The 16,497-nt window shown below is 63.7% G+C and carries 18 protein-coding genes; 9 read left to right on the forward strand and 9 right to left on the reverse strand.

What is annotated here, in order from left to right; translation table 11 throughout:
- Nucleotides 1-6: 6 nt before the first annotated feature.
- The 6 genes from NGK62_RS27720 to NGK62_RS27745 form a co-directional block, all read right to left on the reverse strand.
- Complete coding sequence (locus tag NGK62_RS27720; RefSeq protein WP_223283454.1) at nt 7-735, reverse strand: ABC transporter permease; 729 nt, start codon at nt 733-735, stop codon at nt 7-9.
- Nucleotides 736-827: 92 nt separating this feature from the next.
- A complete protein-coding gene (locus NGK62_RS27725) occupies nt 828-1,631 on the reverse strand; it encodes an ABC transporter ATP-binding protein (RefSeq protein WP_251881297.1) in 804 nt (267 codons plus the stop codon).
- Nucleotides 1,632-1,651: 20 nt separating this feature from the next.
- On the reverse strand, nt 1,652-2,254 hold the full coding sequence (locus NGK62_RS27730) for a glutathione S-transferase family protein (protein WP_059371779.1): 603 nt from the start codon (nt 2,252-2,254) through the stop codon (nt 1,652-1,654).
- A gap of 39 nt (nt 2,255-2,293) precedes the next feature.
- A complete protein-coding gene (locus NGK62_RS27735) occupies nt 2,294-2,671 on the reverse strand; it encodes a RidA family protein (protein ID WP_059371780.1) in 378 nt (125 codons plus the stop codon).
- A gap of 1 nt (nt 2,672) precedes the next feature.
- Nucleotides 2,673-3,809: an LVIVD repeat-containing protein gene (locus tag NGK62_RS27740; protein ID WP_059371781.1), complete on the reverse strand. Its 1,137-nt coding sequence runs from the start codon at nt 3,807-3,809 to the stop codon at nt 2,673-2,675.
- A gap of 11 nt (nt 3,810-3,820) precedes the next feature.
- A complete protein-coding gene (locus NGK62_RS27745) occupies nt 3,821-4,948 on the reverse strand; it encodes a cupin domain-containing protein (RefSeq protein ID WP_059371782.1) in 1,128 nt (375 codons plus the stop codon).
- A 269-nt stretch (nt 4,949-5,217) separates the two neighbouring features.
- Here NGK62_RS27745 and NGK62_RS27750 point away from each other — a divergent pair, with 269 nt between their 5' ends.
- Entirely contained in the window at nt 5,218-5,913 is a 696-nt protein-coding gene (locus tag NGK62_RS27750; protein WP_059371783.1) for a FadR/GntR family transcriptional regulator, read from the forward strand.
- On the opposite strand, the gene NGK62_RS27755 is transcribed toward NGK62_RS27750, so the two are convergent.
- Nucleotides 5,910-6,803, reverse strand: a complete 894-nt coding sequence (locus tag NGK62_RS27755) for a LysR family transcriptional regulator (protein WP_059371784.1) — start codon at nt 6,801-6,803, stop codon at nt 5,910-5,912. The two genes, NGK62_RS27750 and NGK62_RS27755, sit on opposite strands and share 4 nt — an antisense overlap.
- A gap of 110 nt (nt 6,804-6,913) precedes the next feature.
- Here NGK62_RS27755 and NGK62_RS27760 point away from each other — a divergent pair, with 110 nt between their 5' ends.
- The 5 genes from NGK62_RS27760 to NGK62_RS27780 are packed head-to-tail and all read left to right on the forward strand — an operon-like array spanning nt 6,914 to nt 11,673.
- Nucleotides 6,914-8,272: an acyclic terpene utilization AtuA family protein gene (locus NGK62_RS27760; RefSeq protein WP_118933802.1), complete on the forward strand. Its 1,359-nt coding sequence runs from the start codon at nt 6,914-6,916 to the stop codon at nt 8,270-8,272.
- 2 nt (nt 8,273-8,274) lie between these two features.
- The gene (locus tag NGK62_RS27765) at nt 8,275-8,601 is read left to right on the forward strand and encodes an AtuA-related protein (protein WP_059371786.1); all 327 of its coding nucleotides are present in this window, start codon (nt 8,275-8,277) and stop codon (nt 8,599-8,601) included.
- An 11-nt stretch (nt 8,602-8,612) separates the two neighbouring features.
- Nucleotides 8,613-9,530, forward strand: a complete 918-nt coding sequence (locus NGK62_RS27770; protein ID WP_251881299.1) for an SMP-30/gluconolactonase/LRE family protein — start codon at nt 8,613-8,615, stop codon at nt 9,528-9,530.
- Nucleotides 9,531-9,587: 57 nt separating this feature from the next.
- Complete coding sequence (locus NGK62_RS27775) at nt 9,588-10,559, forward strand: Bug family tripartite tricarboxylate transporter substrate binding protein (protein WP_118933829.1); 972 nt, start codon at nt 9,588-9,590, stop codon at nt 10,557-10,559.
- A gap of 7 nt (nt 10,560-10,566) precedes the next feature.
- Nucleotides 10,567-11,673, forward strand: a complete 1,107-nt coding sequence (locus tag NGK62_RS27780) for an SDR family oxidoreductase (protein ID WP_251881301.1) — start codon at nt 10,567-10,569, stop codon at nt 11,671-11,673.
- A 122-nt stretch (nt 11,674-11,795) separates the two neighbouring features.
- Here the strand turns inward: NGK62_RS27780 and NGK62_RS27785 are convergent, their stop codons facing one another.
- On the reverse strand, nt 11,796-13,592 hold the full coding sequence (locus NGK62_RS27785; RefSeq protein ID WP_353506930.1) for an adenosylcobalamin-dependent ribonucleoside-diphosphate reductase: 1,797 nt from the start codon (nt 13,590-13,592) through the stop codon (nt 11,796-11,798).
- A 15-nt stretch (nt 13,593-13,607) separates the two neighbouring features.
- Complete coding sequence (locus NGK62_RS27790) at nt 13,608-14,066, reverse strand: universal stress protein (RefSeq protein WP_118933806.1); 459 nt, start codon at nt 14,064-14,066, stop codon at nt 13,608-13,610.
- A 293-nt stretch (nt 14,067-14,359) separates the two neighbouring features.
- Between NGK62_RS27790 and NGK62_RS27795 the strand changes: the two genes are divergently transcribed.
- Genes NGK62_RS27795 through NGK62_RS27805 form a run of 3 tightly spaced genes read left to right on the forward strand, consistent with a single transcriptional unit; the run spans nt 14,360 to nt 16,453 of the window.
- The gene (locus NGK62_RS27795; RefSeq protein WP_251881305.1) at nt 14,360-15,007 is read left to right on the forward strand and encodes a BON domain-containing protein; all 648 of its coding nucleotides are present in this window, start codon (nt 14,360-14,362) and stop codon (nt 15,005-15,007) included.
- A gap of 31 nt (nt 15,008-15,038) precedes the next feature.
- Nucleotides 15,039-16,022 carry a zinc-dependent alcohol dehydrogenase family protein gene (locus NGK62_RS27800; protein WP_251881307.1) on the forward strand — a complete coding sequence of 328 codons (984 nt, stop codon included), beginning with the start codon at nt 15,039-15,041 and terminating at the stop codon, nt 16,020-16,022.
- Entirely contained in the window at nt 16,019-16,453 is a 435-nt protein-coding gene (locus tag NGK62_RS27805) for a hypothetical protein (RefSeq protein WP_251881309.1), read from the forward strand. Before NGK62_RS27800 ends, NGK62_RS27805 begins: the two co-directional genes overlap by 4 nt.
- Nucleotides 16,454-16,497 lie beyond the last annotated feature (44 nt).

Below are 16,497 nucleotides of genomic sequence, written 5' to 3' on the forward strand. Positions count from 1 at the left end.
TTCGACTTAGTGAGTGGCCCAACCCAGAAACCTGTGCTCGATCAATTCGATGACGTAGTAGAAAAAGACGCCGAGCACCGAAATCTGGACCAGGGCGGCAAATACCAACGCTGTTTCCATCTGGCTCGATGCGAACTGGATCATGTAGCCCAGCCCGGCCGAAGCGCCCACGAATTCGCCCACGATCGCTCCGATGACGCTCAGCGTGATGGCCACCTTCATTCCCGCCATCAGGGCGGGAAGCGAAGCTGGGATCTTCACCTGGCGCAGTATCTGGTTCGGCGTCGCGCCGATGGACCTGAGCAGCGCGACCAGGTTGGCATCGGCCGACCGCAGGCCGACCAGCATGTTGAGCGTGACCGGGAAGAAGGCCATGATCACGATCAGGGCGATCTTCGGAAGCAGGTCGTACCCGAACCACAGAATCAGCAGCGGCGCCAGGGCGATCTTCGGCACGTTCTGGAACAGCACGATCAGCGGGTAGCTTGCGCGGCCAAACCAGGCGTAGCGGTCGACCAGCAGCGCAATCGCGATGCCCACCAGGCACGAGTACAGGAAGCCGTACAGGATCTCCGCGCCCGTGACGAGCGAGGCCTGGAAGAGCTCCGCCTGCCGTTCCACCAGGACGGCCGCGATGTCCGTCGGCGCGGGCACGACGAACGCGGGCACCTGCAGAATGCGGACACAGGCCTCCCAGGCCGCCAGGACGATCAGCACGAGCACGATGCTGGGCATGGCCGCGCCGAGCGCTTGGCGGATCTTTCCCGGCAACCGGGGAACGGCTGGGACTTGCGGCTGTGTTTTGGCTTTCATGGTGCTACCCGCCGTCATGATGCGCTCCCCTGGGCGTGGCCCGTCTTGAGCAGCTGGCGAAGCTGATAGGACTTCTCATGGAATTCGGGCTTGGCGAACGTGGCCTCGTTGCGCGGGCCCGGCAGCGCGACCGGCAGACAGTCGACGATGCGAGCGGGATTGGTGGCCATGACATAGACCCGATCCGAGAGGTAAACGGCTTCATCGATGGAATGGGTGACGAAGACGATGGTCTTGCCGGTGCGCTGCCAGATTTCCAGCAGGAAGTCGCTCATGGTTTCGCGGGTGATGGCGTCCAGTGCGCCGAACGGCTCGTCCATCATCAGTACCTCGGGATCCAGGGCCAAGGCCCGCGCGATGGAAACCCGCTGGCGCATGCCGCCGGACAGCTGCTTGGGATAGCGGTCGGCCGCATACTCCAGCCCGACGAGTCGCAGCATTTCGCGTCCGCGCTGGAGAATTTCCTGCCTGGGCCGAGCATGCACCAGGTGCATCAGCGAGCAGACGTTCTCCAGCGCCGTGCGCCAGGGCATGAGCGCGGCTTCCTGGAAGACCATGCCCACGCGGCGCTGGCGCACCGCTTCCGTGGGCGCGACGCCGGCCACGCGGACGTCGCCGCCGGTGGGCGGCACCAATCCGGCAAAGACCTTCAACAGGGTGCTCTTGCCGCAGCCGGATGGGCCGATGATGGAGGTGAAGGATCCCTTCGCGATGTCGACGTCAATGTCGTTGAGCACCCGCACACGTCCGGCGCGGGTGTCGAAGTCGACAGTCAGTCCGCGCGCGCGGATCTGAGAGGCGTCTGGCGGTTTGTGCATGCCGGTCTCCATGGCCGACCTCAACCGGCCGCGACGGCCGTGGCAAAGGCCGGTCTGTCCTCGACCCGTTTCATCCATGCCTTCAGGTTGGGCAATTCGGGTTTGGCGTGCGGGAACTTCAGGCAGCGCCGGACCAGCGGGGCCAGGCAGATATCGGCCAGGGAGATCGCGTCGCCCGCCACCCAGGTCTTGCCCGCCAGGTGGCCATCGAGCAGGGTTAGTTCCGCGCTCAACAGTTTCGCCGCGGCCTCGGTCAGCTCTTCGGGAGGCAGCTTGGCTTCCTTGAAACCCGCCAGGTACGCGACGTTCAGCGATGCCAAAGTCCAGTCCATCCAGCGCTCGACCTGGCTGCGGGCCGCCGGGTCGGCGGGGTACAGGGTTTCGCCCTCGTGCGTGTTGGCGATGTAGCGCAGGATCGTGTGCGATTCCCAGATGTGGAGGTCACCGTCGCGCAGCGTTGGCACTTTCTGCGTGGGGTTGATGGCCTTGTATTCCCCGGTGAGCGTCGTGCCTTCGAATGTCTTGCCGTAGTCTTTGCGCACGTAGGGAACCTTCAGCTCCTCGAGCAGGAACAGTACTTTCTGAACATTGCCGGACGTGGCGCGGCCGAGAACTTCCAACATGATGCAACTCCCTTGAGTGTGTTTGTTGTCCGATTGCGGTCAAAGCGGCTTGTAGGCCATGCATTCGATCTCTATCTTGGTGTCGATGACGGCGCGCGCTTCCACCGTGGTGCGCGCCAGCATGCCGTCTGGGAAGTACTCCTTGAAGACGCCGTTGTAGCGGCCGAAGTCGCGCGCATCCTCCAGGTAGGTCGTGACCTTGACGACGTCCGCCAGGTCGCAGCCGGCGCTCTGCAAGGCGCGGCGCATTGCTTCGATCGTGCTGCGAGTCAGCTGTTCGATGGTCCCTTCCTGCATGACTCCGTTCTCATCCTTGGCGACCTGGCCGGACACGAAGACGAAGTCACCCGCACGCACGGCTGGATGGAAGGGGAGGTTGGGATTCTTCTTGCCGAAGGCTTGCTGTAGATATGTCATGTCAGTTTCCGTAGACGGAGCTTTCGATGATGTCCAGCCCGCGCTGCCTGTCCAGCAGATAGAGCAGGCCGCGCGAGTCGGTCGTAACGTCGTTCGACGAGACCCGCTCGAACCCGGCGGGCGTGTCAGGCTCGTAATAGCCGACCTCCCTGGGCCTGAAGGGATCGCTGATGTCGACCAGCCGCAAGCCGCGCGCGAACCACGCAAAGGGCAGGACGCTGCCCGTGAAGCGTTCGGCGGGCTGGTGACAGCCCGACATGGGTTCTTTGGGTGTGCCGTCCGGATCGACGCCATCGACCTGGAACGTCGAGACCGGAATGGGCTGGCGTTCGTCGGTGATGTCGAACAGCCAGGTGAAGGCTGGTGGAGACGGGCGCAGCTTGGCGACGTCTTCATCGGCGACGACCAGGATCTGCCGGCCTTTCAACAGCATGGGAATCGGCAGGGCCGTGTGCGTCGGATGAGGATGCGCCGGGCCGGTGTTGAATTGCGATACCAGCTTGGGGCGCGACAAGTCCTCGATATCCAGGATGAACATGCCGTGGTGCCAATAGGACACGTACAGCCGGTTCCCCATGCGCAGCGGGTGGTGGCAGCGGGGCGGAACATAGTTGTCCCACGGATAGTCCTCGCCGGCCTGCATGTTCTGGCCAGGGATCCACCAGCTTCCCACTTCTTCGGGACGCGATGGTTCCTGCAGGTCCAGTATCTTCACGATATTGCCGACGAAGCCGGGAGCCGTGGGCGAAATGTAGGCATAGCGGCCATCGAAGTCGTAGCGATGCACGCCTCCGCCCTCCGTTCCCGTCTTCCAGTGCTTGATGAGGCGGGGGCGGTCCGGACGGCTGACGTCGTAGATGCCCAGTCCGCCGCCAAAATCGTCCGCGCCGGCGCGGAACTTTTCATAGTTGACGATCATCAGGCCGTCCTTGGCCCGGACCTTGTGCGAATGCCATCCCATCGGCACCTCGAGCGAGGCCAGCAGCCGGGGCCGCCGCGGATCCGCCACGTCATAGATGGAGGTGCCATAGGGTGGCCGCATATGGGACACGAACATCGTGTTCCCTTCCACCCAGACCTGCCCGCCGCCCTCGCAGTCCACATGGGCCACCAACGAGGTATTCCAAGCTTTAGCCAAGACGGGTCTCCTCAGACCAACTCAATGAGGTCGCCCTGCGCGGTGCGGCCCCACTGATGGAAAAGCCCCATTGCGCGCAGCGCCGGCTCGTCGCTGGCGATGAAGAGGATCAATGGTTCGGTGTGGTCGTTGCGGTACTGGACCCAGGTGTCGCTGGGCACGGCCACGGTATCGAAGGGCTCGAGCGGGAAGCTCTCGTCGCCGATCGTCATCGCGCCTTGTCCGGAAAACGGAGCGACCAGGAGATTGGCCGTCTGCTTCAGCGGCAGGGTCTGCTCTCCGGGGCGGACCATTTGCATGAAGAAGGTCATCGTCCGGTACACCGGGCCGCCCCGCAACGGATGCGTATATTCAATGAGCAAGCCTTCGTGCGGCGATTCGTCCCAGTCCCGGAAGCGGTAGAGCAGCTCGCGCATGGCGTCGTAGCGATATACGAACATGGGCGATGAGTCGCCGCCGCCGCGCCGATGGTCGATAAAGCGGGGCGTCAGGCCTCCCACGCCATAGACCGTGCGCGAATACTCGGTCTGGAAGCGGGCGCTCTGCTTGCGCACGACTGCGCCGTTCTCCTGGTAGTCGTGCTTGAAGCTCAGCGCGTTGAGGTTTTCGACCAGCGGGTAGTCAAGCACCGATAGATTGATGGCGGACTCGTTGCCGAGATTGCCATGGTTGTGCCAGGTGTCGCGCGGCGTGAGCACCATGTCGCCCGGCAGGAAAGTGATGTCTTCACCCTCTACGCCGGTAAAGTTCTGCTGGCCTGTCAGTCCAAAGCGGATGGCGCTCGCGGTGTGCGAGTGCGGGGGCATGATCTCGTTGGGATCGTTCTGACGGTACGCGGTGTAGAGGGTCGACACAGTCGCGCGGCGTGGGGCCAGGCCCGGATTGACCAGGATCAGTGAGCGCCGGTCGGTGTTTTCTGTCGAGATCAGCCGCGCCGATTCGGCAAGCAGGGGCTGGATGTCTTCCTTGTACGACCAGCGGAAGGGCACGGCCTTGGGGCCGCTGACGAGCTGTTTGATGTCGTCGTGCGCCTCGTTCTCGCGCGCCCAGAACGGAAACATCGATCTCCGCTCGATCTGCTCATACATGGCCAACAAATCCGCTTCGCGAGTGCCGCTGACGGGACGGGTTCCGTGCATACATGTTCCCCTTGAAAGTTATTGATTAACCACATGGCGGAACAAATCTAATAACAACCAATGGTTGTGTAAACGGTATTTGTGGTTCGATATGGAAAACCCCTAAGGTCTCCGCTTGTCGTGCTTTTTATTTATAAAAAGACGATATAAAACAATTGGTTATGTGGAAAAATTCGATTTATCAAAATTATCAACCGGTTGTTTATTTTTATTGCGATTCAACCGTTTTCGAATCTAAGATGGTTGCGAAAACATGACGCGAGGGAACAATGGCACGCACCCGCCAACCCGAGGTTTCCAATGACATACGCAGGTTGATCACGCAGATTCGAGCGCTGTTGGGCAAGGGGGAGGAACTGCCTTCCGAGCGGGTTCTCGCCGGGCAACTGGACGTCAATCGTCATCGTTTGCGCCTTGCCCTGGACAAGATGCGCGAGGCGTCCGAACTGCCGCGGCCGGCCATTCGTCGCAACGATCCGCCCATCCTCAAAGGCGATGTCGTGGTCCAGGAGACGAATGCGCTTGAGGTGATCGAACTGCGCATGGTGCTGGAGCCGGCGATCGCGCGATTGGCCGCAATCCGGGCCTCGCCGGTACAGATCGCCAAAATCCTGGAAGCCGCCACAACGCCGTCAGGGGTTGCGCGCTCGACCGGGGATATCGCGTTCCACAAATTGCTGGCGGACAGCTCCGGGAACCAACTGGCGGCAAGCCTTTATGCGTTCTTGCGCCACGTCGGCGCGGACCAGCGCCTGCATATTCCCGCCACGACGCAAACCACGCGGGAGCGCATACAGATGCGTGACCAGGAACACCGCGCAATCGCGGAAGCCATTGCGAGTCGATCGCCGGATGCGGCCGAGCAGAGCATGCGTGTCCATCTGTGGCGTGTGCAGCGCGAGATCGCGGATCGTTTGAATCCGGTCGGAACGGGTGTGCAGACCCAGCTGGCGCCGCGCTCCTAGCTCGGATCCGTCCGCCGCAAAGTGTCCAGGAAGCGCAGCGCCGCCGCCGACAGGGACCGTTGGTTCTTGAGCAATATGCCGATGTTGCGCGACGCGGTGGGCGAGTGCAGCGCCACGCTGCACAGCCGCGAGGTGTCCATCAGGCGCAGGGCCAGCTGCGGCACCGCCGCTATGCCCACGCCGGCCGCCACCATTGCGCCCACGACAGAAATATTGTCGGACACGTAGTTCATTTCCGGCAGCCGGCCGGAGGCGGCCAGAATCTGGTCGGTGACTTGGCGGATGCTGCTGGCGGGGCCGCTCGCCACATAAGGCCTGTCGGCGAAAACGCTCCAATCCACGCGCTTGCGTTGCGCCAGCGGGTCGTCTATCGGGCAGATCAGCACGAAGTTCTCTTTCAGTAGTTGCGTGAATTGCACGCTGGCCGGCTGGTCGGGAACCTCGATGGAGATGCCGATGTCGGCATTGCCTTCCGATACGGCTTGCGTGATCTGGCGCGCGGAAACCGCGTGGATGTTCAGGCGCACCTGAGGGTGCGACTTCTGGAAGGCGCGCGTCGCCGCGGGCAGCAGGGCGGAGGCGACGGAGGGGAGCGCCCAGATGTTGATGCTGCCCCGGCGGCCCGCGATGAATTCGGACAGATCGCTAAGCGAATCGCGGAACTCCGACAGCATCCGCATCGCAATCGGTACCAGTTCCGCACCGGCGGAGGTCAGCGCCACGCCATGCTTGTCGCGGTCGAACAGCTTGGCGCCGAGCTTCTGTTCCGCCGCCTGCACGCGCCGGCTGAGCGCCGGCTGGGAAATAGGCACGCGTTCGGCGGCCATGCGGAAGTTGAGCGTTTCCGCCACCAACAGCACCGCCTCCAGTTCGGAAATGGTCAGGGTCATGGCCGGCGTGATGCGTTTAAGTTATTACGAAGATATAAATATATCAATTTTCAGATCAGACTGGCCGCAGCATACTAAGCCGCAAAGTAGCAATACGGATGGAGACAGACATGAATGAACCGCGCAAGCGGCTGCGCATCGGCGTAGGGGCCGGCATGGCGGACGACCGCATCGGTCCGGCCATGCCGCTGCTGGAAGACTGCGATATCGACTACCTGGTGTGCGAATGCCTGGCCGAACGGACCATCGCGCGCGAAACGCTGTCGCGCAAGCATGACGGCGCTCACGGCTACAACCCGATGCTGGAGGAGCGCATGCGCGCCTTCCTGCCGGCGTGCCGGGAGAAAGGCGTCCGGCTGGTGTCCAATATGGGCGCGGCCAACCCGGCCGGCGCCGCGCAGGCCGCGCTGGACATCGGTCAGGCCTTGGGATGGCAGGATCTCAAGTGTGCCGCCGTAGTCGGCGACGACGTGGCCGACCGCGTGCGCCTGCATCCCGAACTGCGCCTGCTGGATCGCGATCTGCCGCTGGAGGCGATCCTGCCGCAACTGGCGTCGGCGAATGCCTACCTGGGCGCCGACGTGGTCCGCGATGCGCTCGCCACCGGCGCGCACGTGGTGTTGACGGGCCGGGTCGCAGATCCCTCGCTGTTTCTGGGCGTGGCCTTGCATCATCACGGCTGGAGCTACCAGGACCTGCCCAAGCTGGCGGCGGGCACCATCATGGGCCATCTGCTGGAGTGCTCGGCGCAGATCACCGGCGGCTACTTCGCCGACCCAGGCAAGAAAGACGTTCCCCGCCTGGCCGAACTGGCTTATCCCTATGCCGATCTTTACGGCGACGGCGAGTTGTACATAGGCAAGCCGGCTGGCTCGGGCGGCCGCCTCGACCGCATGACCTGCACCGAGCAGGCGCTGTACGAAATCCATGATCCCGCGGCCTACGTGACGCCAGACTGCGTACTGAGCCTGGAAGGCCTGCATTTTGAGGAGCAGCACGCGGACCGGGTGGCCGTGCGCGGCATACGCGCCGCGCCGCGGACCGATCGCTACAAGGTCGTGGTCGGCTACTTCGATGGGTGGATAGGCACCGGCGAGGTGGCCTATGCGGGCGTGAACGCGATTGCGCGGGCGCGGTTGGCGGCCGACACGGTGAAAGAGCGGTTCCGGCTTGACGGCGGCGCGGCCAGCGAGATCCAGGTAGACCTGATCGGCATCAGCAGCCTGCATGGCGATCATCCGGAGGCCGTCGCCGGCCACCCCTACGAAGTCCGGTTGCGCGTGTCGGCGCGCTGTCCAGATAAAAAGAGCGCCCACCTGTTGGGGGACCACGTGCGGCAGTTGAACATGCAAGGGCCTTATGGCGCGGGCGGTCCCGTCAACCTGGGCGCCAAGGAGGTCATAGCCGTGGATGCCCTGTTGATTCCGCGCGACTGGGTCACGCCCGAAGTCATTACGGTGGGAGCTTGAGCATGGGCATTCTGGTTCATGACCTGGCGCATGCGCGCGCCGGCGACAAGGGCAATACCTCGAGCATCGCCGTCATTGCCTACGACGAGGACGCCTGGCGCCTGCTGCGCCAGGCGCTCACGGCCGAACGCGTAGAGCAGGCCTTTGCCCATTTGGGAGCAGGGAAGGTGAGGCGCTATGAGGTCGAAAGCCTGAGGGCGCTGAACTTCGTCATTCCGAACGTACTGTCGGGCGGCGTCACGCGCTCGCTGCGCCTGGATCCCCATGGCAAGTCGCTTAGTTCGTTGATGCTGGGGATCGAACTTCCGGCCTGCCCACCGCAATCCTGAAAGGAACCGCAATGTACCCTCCCGCTGAACCCATGGGCACCGAGGTCTACGCCCGGCTGCCCGAATCCCTGCACCTGACCGATCAGGCCTCGACCTGGCTCGCCGCGCGCCACGTGAAGATGCACTCTTTTCTGGAGGGGCCTTCTTTCGATCGCTCGGGCAATCTCTGGTGCGTCGATCTGGCGCATGGGCGCATCCTGCGCGTGGATCCGGCAGGCAATTTCGAGGTCGTCGTCACCTACGACGGCGAACCCAATGGTCTGAAGATCCATCGCGACGGCCGCATCTTCGTCGCTGACCATCTGCATGGCCTGATGCTCCTGGATCCCGAGACCCGCAGCATCCGGCCCTACCTGCAGCATGTGCGGCGGGAAGGCTTGAAGGGCCTGAACGATCTGTTCTTCGCCTCCAACGGCGACCTGTACTTCACCGATCAAGGTGAAAGCGCCTTGGAAAACCCCACCGGCCGCGTGTTCCGCCTGCGCGCCGACGGCAAGACGGTGGACCTCATCATGGATGGTCTGGCGGGCCCCAACGGTCTGGTCATGAACAAGGCCGAGAACGTGCTCTACGTGGCCATCACGCACGACAACGCCATCTACGCGCTGCGGCTGGAACCGGACGGCCAGATGAAGAAGGCCAGCCGTTTCATCCAGCTATCGGGCAGCACGGCCGGGCCGGACGGCATGGCCCTGGATGAGGCCGGCAACCTGGCCATCGTCCACGCACAGGCGGGCACTGTGTGGCTGTTCAGCCCGCTGGGCGAACCCCTTTACCGCATCCGTTCCTGCGCGGGCCTGCGCACCACCAACGTTGCTTTCGGCGGCGAGGACGGGCGTTCCCTGTTCATCACCGAAGCGGAGCAGGGCGTCATTCTGCGCGCCCGGCTGCCGCATCCCGGCAAGCGGATGTACTCGCACAGAGACTGAGCCGCGCGCCACGAATTCGATCCACATAAAAAACCACCATCCATGGGAGACAACATCATGATTCCTTTCCGATTGATCGCCGGCCTGGCCCTGAGCCTGGCCGCCGTCACGGGCGCGCAGGCCGCCGATGCCTACCCCGCGCGCCCCATACGCCTGATCGCCACCTTCGGCCCCGGCAGTTCCATCGACATCATCGCGCGCCTGGTGGCCAAACCCCTGGCCGAGCAGCTGGGCCAGCCGGTGATCGTCGAGAACAAGCCGGGCGCCGGCGGCGACCTGGCCACCGACATCGTCGCCAAGTCCGGCAAGGACGGCTACACCATCGGCTTCGCTTCCGCGGGGCCGATCACGGTCAATCCCAATGCCCGCAGCAAAATGCCCTATGACCCGCTCAAGGATCTGGCGCCGGTAGCCCTGGTGGCCACGGGACCGAACGTCATCCTGGTCAACCCGTCGATTCCGGTGACGAACCTGCAGGAGCTGATTGCCTACATCAAGGCCAATCCGAACAAGGTCAACTACGCCTCGGCTGGCGTCGGGACCAGCGGTCATATCGCCGGCGAGCTGTTCCAGCACCTGTCCAAGACCGAAATCCTGCACGTGCCATACAAGGGCAACAGCGATGCGATCACCGACACCCTGGGCGGGCGCACCCAGATGGTCATCAGCGGCGTGCCGCCCATCCTGTCGTTCGTGAAGTCCGGCCAGTTGCGCGCCCTGGCCGTGGCCGATGCCAAGCGTTCGCCCTTGCTGCCGGACGTCCCCACCGTCGCCGAAGCCGGACTGCCAGGCGCGGAAAGCGTCGCCTGGTACGGCATCGTCGCGCCCGCCGGTACGCCGCAAGCGATCCTGGACCGTCTCCACGATGAGATCGTCAAGGCCGTGAACAACCCGGAAACGCAGGAGAAATTCGCCGGCCTGGGTATCGTTCCTTCAGCGGACAGCCGGGCGGACTTCGGCAAGCGCATGGCGGACGAGTACGTCCGTTTCAAGGAATTGTTCAAGCAGATCAACCTGGTCATGGATTGACGGAATCATGTCACGCACCGTTATCGTTACTGGCGCCAGCGGGCTGGTCGGCTCCGCTGCCGTCGACTCATTCCTGAACGCGGGCTGGGACGTCGTCGCGGTTTCCCGCCGGCGTCCGGAGATCATCAGCCAACGGCCGTACACCTATCTGCCGGTCGATCTGCAGGACGCGCAGGACGCGCAGGCGTGCCGTCGCGCCTTTGGGGACATGCCAGAAGCCACGCACGTGTTTTATGCGGCGGTCTATGAGAAGCCTGGCCTCATCGCCGGCTGGCGGGACCCGGAGCAGATGGCCACCAACCTGAGCATGATCAGGAACGTCATCGAGCCGCTGGCCGCCAGCGGCAGGCTGCGGCATGTCAGCGTGCTGCAGGGCACCAAGGCCTATGGCGTGCACCTGCATCCCATCCGCACGCCGGCGCGTGAACGCCAGCCCCGCGACGATCATCCGAACTCATACTGGTTCCAGGAAGATTACATCCGGGAAAAGGCCGCACAGAGCGGCTTTGGCTGGACGATCTTCCGACCCACCATCGTGCTGGGCCCCAATGTGGGCGTGGCGATGAATACCGTGCCGGTCATCGGCGTCTACGCGGCGGTATGCCGCGCCGAAGGAAAGCCGTTCTGCTATCCCGGCCACATTTCCTATCCGCGTGAAGCCGTGGATGCGCGTCTGATCGGCGATGCGGGCGTCTGGGCGGCGGAGCATCCGACGTCCTGGAACGAGCATTACAACCTTACCAACGGCGAAGTGTTCAGCTGGCACGACCTGTGGCCGTCCCTGGCGGAGTTCCTGGGCGTCGAAGCCGGCCCGGACCAGCCTGTCCGCCTGGCCGAATACCTGCCCAGCCGGGCAACCCTGTGGGATGAGATCGTCAAGCAGCATGGCTTGCGGCCCCTGAGCATGGCGCAGATCCTTGGCGAATCCCATTACTCGGCCGACGCCCGTTTCGGCTATGGCCTGAAGACCCCACCCGCGCCCGCATTTGTCAGTACGGTCAAGATCAAGCAGGCGGGCTTCACGCAGACCTATGACACCGAGGCATGCGTGAAGCACTGGCTGGGGGTGCTGATGGAGCGCAAGATCATTCCATCCTCCCTGGCGGGAACGTAGCGAAAAGGGCGGGTTGCGCGGGGGAGGGCGCGCGCGCCCTCCTGTTGCATGCGCCGATCAATACCGGCAGCGCACGGTTCGAGCTTGACCGAGACCGTGGTCTACGGAGCCATGTGACTGCGCTAGCCGCAGGTATCGGGACTACGCGTTGGACATTCAGATGCTGATACGTTGACCGAGGAGGTCATTACCGCGGCCAAATGCGCATCTGGCCGGAACACTGTCAGGCCCTTCAACCCCATTCTCCAAGCCAGCATGAACAATTCTTGCGCGTCCTCCGTACGATAATTGCCGGGTACTGGGACGGTCTTTGAGATGGCGGCATCTACGAATGGTTGCATGCCCGCCAACATGAGCAGGTGGTCTGCCGGCGCGATATCCGCGCTTTTTCGGAAGTACTCGGGAATTGGCGAGCCGGGAGGCTGGGAGTGTTTCCAAAGCCGCCATGCATGGTTCTCCACGATCATTTCCGCTGTGTTGTCGTCTTGCAATTGAAGGCGCCGCCGATATGCCCAGTCGAAGGCGGGTTCTATGCCGCTGGAGCAGCCATCCGCGAAGGCAAGGCTGACGCTGCCGGCAGGTGCGAATGAAACCAGGTGGCTGTTGCGCAAGCCATGCGCGGCAATCGCTTGCCGGACCGCCACAGGGAGTGCGCTGCCGATCGCGTCCGCGGCCAGGTAATCGTTGGGGCGATACAGGGGAAATGGTCCTCGTTGCGCGGCCAGCGCGGCAGATGCCGCGTAGGCATGGTCACGAATACAGCGTGCGACGGCTCTCGCTGCCGATCGTCCGGGTTCGCCGTCGTAACGCAGTTTCATCATGGCGAGCATATCCGCCAGGCCGGTCACTCCTATCCCAATCCGACGCTTGGAATGCGCTTGCGCCGCCTGAGCGGGAAGCGGCCATTCGGTCAAATCAATCACATTGTCCAGCATGCGTACCTGTGTCCGAACCATCTGACCCAATCGTTTCAGGTCGACCGTCGGCTGCCCGCCCAGGCCGAACGGATGCCTGACCAGGCGGGTGAGATTGATCGGACCCAGCACGCAGCCGCCATAGTCCGGCAGAGGCTGTTCACCACAGGGGTTGGTGGCCCGTAGGGTTTCGATTGCACGCAGATTGTTGGCGCGGTTGATGGTGTCGATGTACAGGATGCCGGGCTCCGAACTGTGCACGGCCTGACCGGCGATGGCGCGCCAGAGCGTGCGGGCGGGTACCTGGCCATACCGCCATAGCCCGCAGACCAGCTTGGCTGCACCCAAGGAAATGCTGCGCGCATCGGGTAGCGCAGGGTGCAGCAAGGACCATGCCTCGTCTTGCTGGACGGCGGTCATGAACGCATCGGTCACCGCGACCGAAATATTGAATGTCGACCATCGTGTGCGGCCATGCTTGGCGCGCACGAATTCGAAAATATCGGGGTGATTGCAGGCCAGCACCGCCATTTGCGCGCCCCGCCTGCTGCCTTGAAACGTCAGGCCAGCGCAGGCCGCGTCGTACCTGTCGATCGCGGCGCAGACGCCGGGCATGGAGTCCCGGGCCTTTGGATCGGCCGATGCTGGCGGCAACGCCGAAAAGTCATAGCCGACTCCGCCGCCCATGGCGAGTGTCTTGCAGGCCTCATCCAGACCGGCCTCGAAGGACAGGCCGGGTGCGCCGACGCCGACCGGTTGCACAAAACAGTTGACCATGGTCGCGTGGATGTCCCGGCCGGCGTTGGCCATGATGCGGCCGGCGCCGATCGCGCCCAGCGTCATGTTCCGCAGAAAGGCTTGCGCGATGGCGGCGCGCTGCTCCGCAGGCTCGGCCTTGGACAATGCGCGAGCCACCCGCCGGTAGATCTGCCGCGCCGAGACCTCGTCCGGCCCGGCATAACGGTCGGCCATCACTCGCGCACAGATTTCCTGCGGCAAGCGCACAGGAGCCCCTGGGACCTACGCGCCGCCTTCGGGGGCGCGCACCAGCAGCACAGGTACGGCGGCGCCGCGCATGATGCCCTCGGCGCTGCTTCCCAGCACCAGGCGGCTCGGTCCCCGGCGTCCATGCGTGCCGATGACGATCAAGTCCGCCTTCCACGCCAAGGCTTCGTCCAGCACCCTTTGCTTAACGGTCCTGTCGAGGTTTTCATATAGCACCGTGTCTGCTTCCACCTCCGCTGCCTTGGCTTTCTCCAGCGCCGCTTCGAGCACCTTTGCGCCGTTCTTTCGGACCAGGTCCAACAGCTCGCCCGCGCGATAGCTGTACGCGTCGGCCGTAAAGGCGAACGAGAGTTCATCGATGACATGAATCAAGCGTAGGCTGGCGCCCGTGGCGCGCGCGATTCGTATGGCTTCCTTCAGGCCCAGCTCGGACGTCGGACTGCCGTCTATGGGCACAAGAATTTTCTGATACATGCTGGAGCTCCGCGTAGTGGGGGAACGGATACTCAGTATCGGAGGGTGCGCGTCCGGAATATTGACCGTTGTCAAGAATGGCGCGAGGCGAGGCGTCTTGACCCGGGACGGGCAGCCGCCGCGGTTTTGCCCCCATATTTGCATGACAAAAATCAACGAGAGCCCGCGGGCATGGATCAATATGTCTGGGAGGCCCAGGCCAAGAATGGGGAATCATCATATGGCCGCAACCGGGCTCGGCGATTCCGAATTGGGCTGGGCTTGGTTCAACCGCGAGCATTCAGGAGAGCACCATGATCGATGCGGAACTGCGGGACAGGGTGCAGAGGGCGCTGGAATTCGAGCCCAGCGTCAATAATCTGCACATAGGCGTGGTGGCGGAGAACGGCGTAGTGACGTTGACGGGGCATGTCAGCACTTTCGCGCAGAAACTGGCCGCCGAGGAAACGGTTCAACGCGTCAAGGGAGTCCGCGGAATCGCTCAGGAGATCGAGGTGCGGATGGCTGCGGACAAGCAGCTTGCGGACGACCAGATCGCCTCGCGGGCGCTCAGCATCATTGCCTGGGATTCGACGATTCCCGATGGCAAGGTCCAGGTGTCCGTGCACAAGGGCTGGGTGACGTTGAATGGCTCCGTCGAGTGGTTCTATCAACGCGAAGCGGCGGCGCACGCGGTCCACAAGCTTTCAGGCGTGACTGGCATATCGAACCTGATCGAAGTGGCGCCGTCCGTGCACGCGGGCGACGTCAAGCGGAAGATCGAGGAAGCGCTGCTGAACAGTGCGCTGGTCGAGGCCAACCGCGTGGAAGTCAGCGTGCATGACCATAAGGTCGTACTGAGCGGCCGGGTCAATAGCTGGGTCGAACGTGGCGCCGCGGAGCGGGCGGCCTGGGCGGTGCCCGGTGTGGTCGAAGTGCAGGACAAGCTGGCGGTCGGCTAGGCCGACGCCGCGGCCGACCAGGGCGCCCGCCATGAAAAGCATGGTGCAACGGGCCGCGGGCGAGCCTCTGACCCTGGAGCACGGCGCCACGCCCGAGCCGGGCGGCGGCGAGGTGAGGCTGAGGGTCGAGGCGTGCGCCGTCTGCCGCACCGATCTGCACGTGGTGGATGGCGAGCTGCCGGGCCTGCGCTATCCGGTCACGCCCGGGCACGAGGTGATAGGCGTCATAGAGCAGGCAGGCGCAGGCGTCGACCCGGACATGGTGGGGCTGCGCGTAGGCGCGGCGTGGCTGGGGAAGACTTGCGGCCAATGCGGCTATTGCCTGTCGGGGCGAGAAAACCTTTGCGATTTCGCGGAATTCACCGGCTATACGCGGGCTGGCGGCTTTGCGTCGCACCTGATCGCAGACGCACGATACATATTTCCGGTGCCTCGGGACCGGAGTGCGGCCTCAATGGCACCTTGGATGTGCGCTGGGCTGATCGGCTGGCGAGCGCTGCGGGCAGCGGGGCCAGCGCAGAGGCTTGGCATCTATGGATTCGGGTCCGCGGGCCAGATAGTGGCGAAGGTCTGCGCCTGGCAGCGCCGGCACGTCTACGCCTTTACGCGGGCAGGGGATTTTCCTGCCCAACAGCAGGCCAGCGCGCTCGGCGCCGTATGGGCGGGAGACAGCATGAGTGACCCGCCGGAGCAACTGGATGCCGCCATCATCTTCGCGCCAGTGGGGGATCTCGTCCCTGCGGCGCTGAAAGCGGTACGCAAGGGAGGTTGCGTAGTGTGCGGCGGCATTCATATGTCGGATATTCCGTCCTTTCCGTACCGACTGCTATGGGAGGAGCGCCAGCTTGTATCCGTGGCCAACCTGACCCGTGCCGATGGGCGGGAGTTCATGGATGTTGCCATTGCCTCCGACGTGCAGTGCGACGTGCGCATATATCCTCTTGAAGAGGCGAACGCGGCGTTGGACGATGTCCGCATGGGTCGTATCCAAGCAACGGCAGTCTTGATTCCTTGAAAGGCCTCGACGCCCGTCACGCTGGGCGAGCTGCCGCCTGTTCAGCGGCGTGCCGATCCGACCCGCTCCGTACCCTGCGCGGTCCGGCCGGTCGCCGCCGCGCCGGCATCGAGTTTGTGATTTTGGTCAACAAGAACGCCGGTGGAAGGCTCAAGATGGGATACATGCCCGCGGCCTGCCGGCGGGGGATGCCTAGCGGCGATGTCCGCAGTTTTCATCTACGCCTTTATCAATGTGCCGCCCAGTCGGCGCGCCCCGATGTCCAGGAGACCAACATGCAACAGCCTGCCAAAACCCCACCCGCCAAACAGGAAAAGGCGCGTTCGGATGCCAAGGAAAACGCCGAGCAACAGCGGCAGAAGGCCGAAACGGCCGAGTTGTTGGGGCGGCACAAGAATACCGGCCAGAAGGACCACAAGGGCGCACGCTGAAACGCCAGCGGGCGTCGTGATGAACCGCGCAGCCGCGAGCCGGA

Origin of the sequence: Achromobacter sp. Marseille-Q4954 (genome assembly GCF_943737025.1) — a bacterium.
In the GTDB taxonomy this organism is placed as follows: Bacteria; Pseudomonadota; Gammaproteobacteria; order Burkholderiales; family Burkholderiaceae_B; genus Achromobacter; species Achromobacter bronchisepticus_A.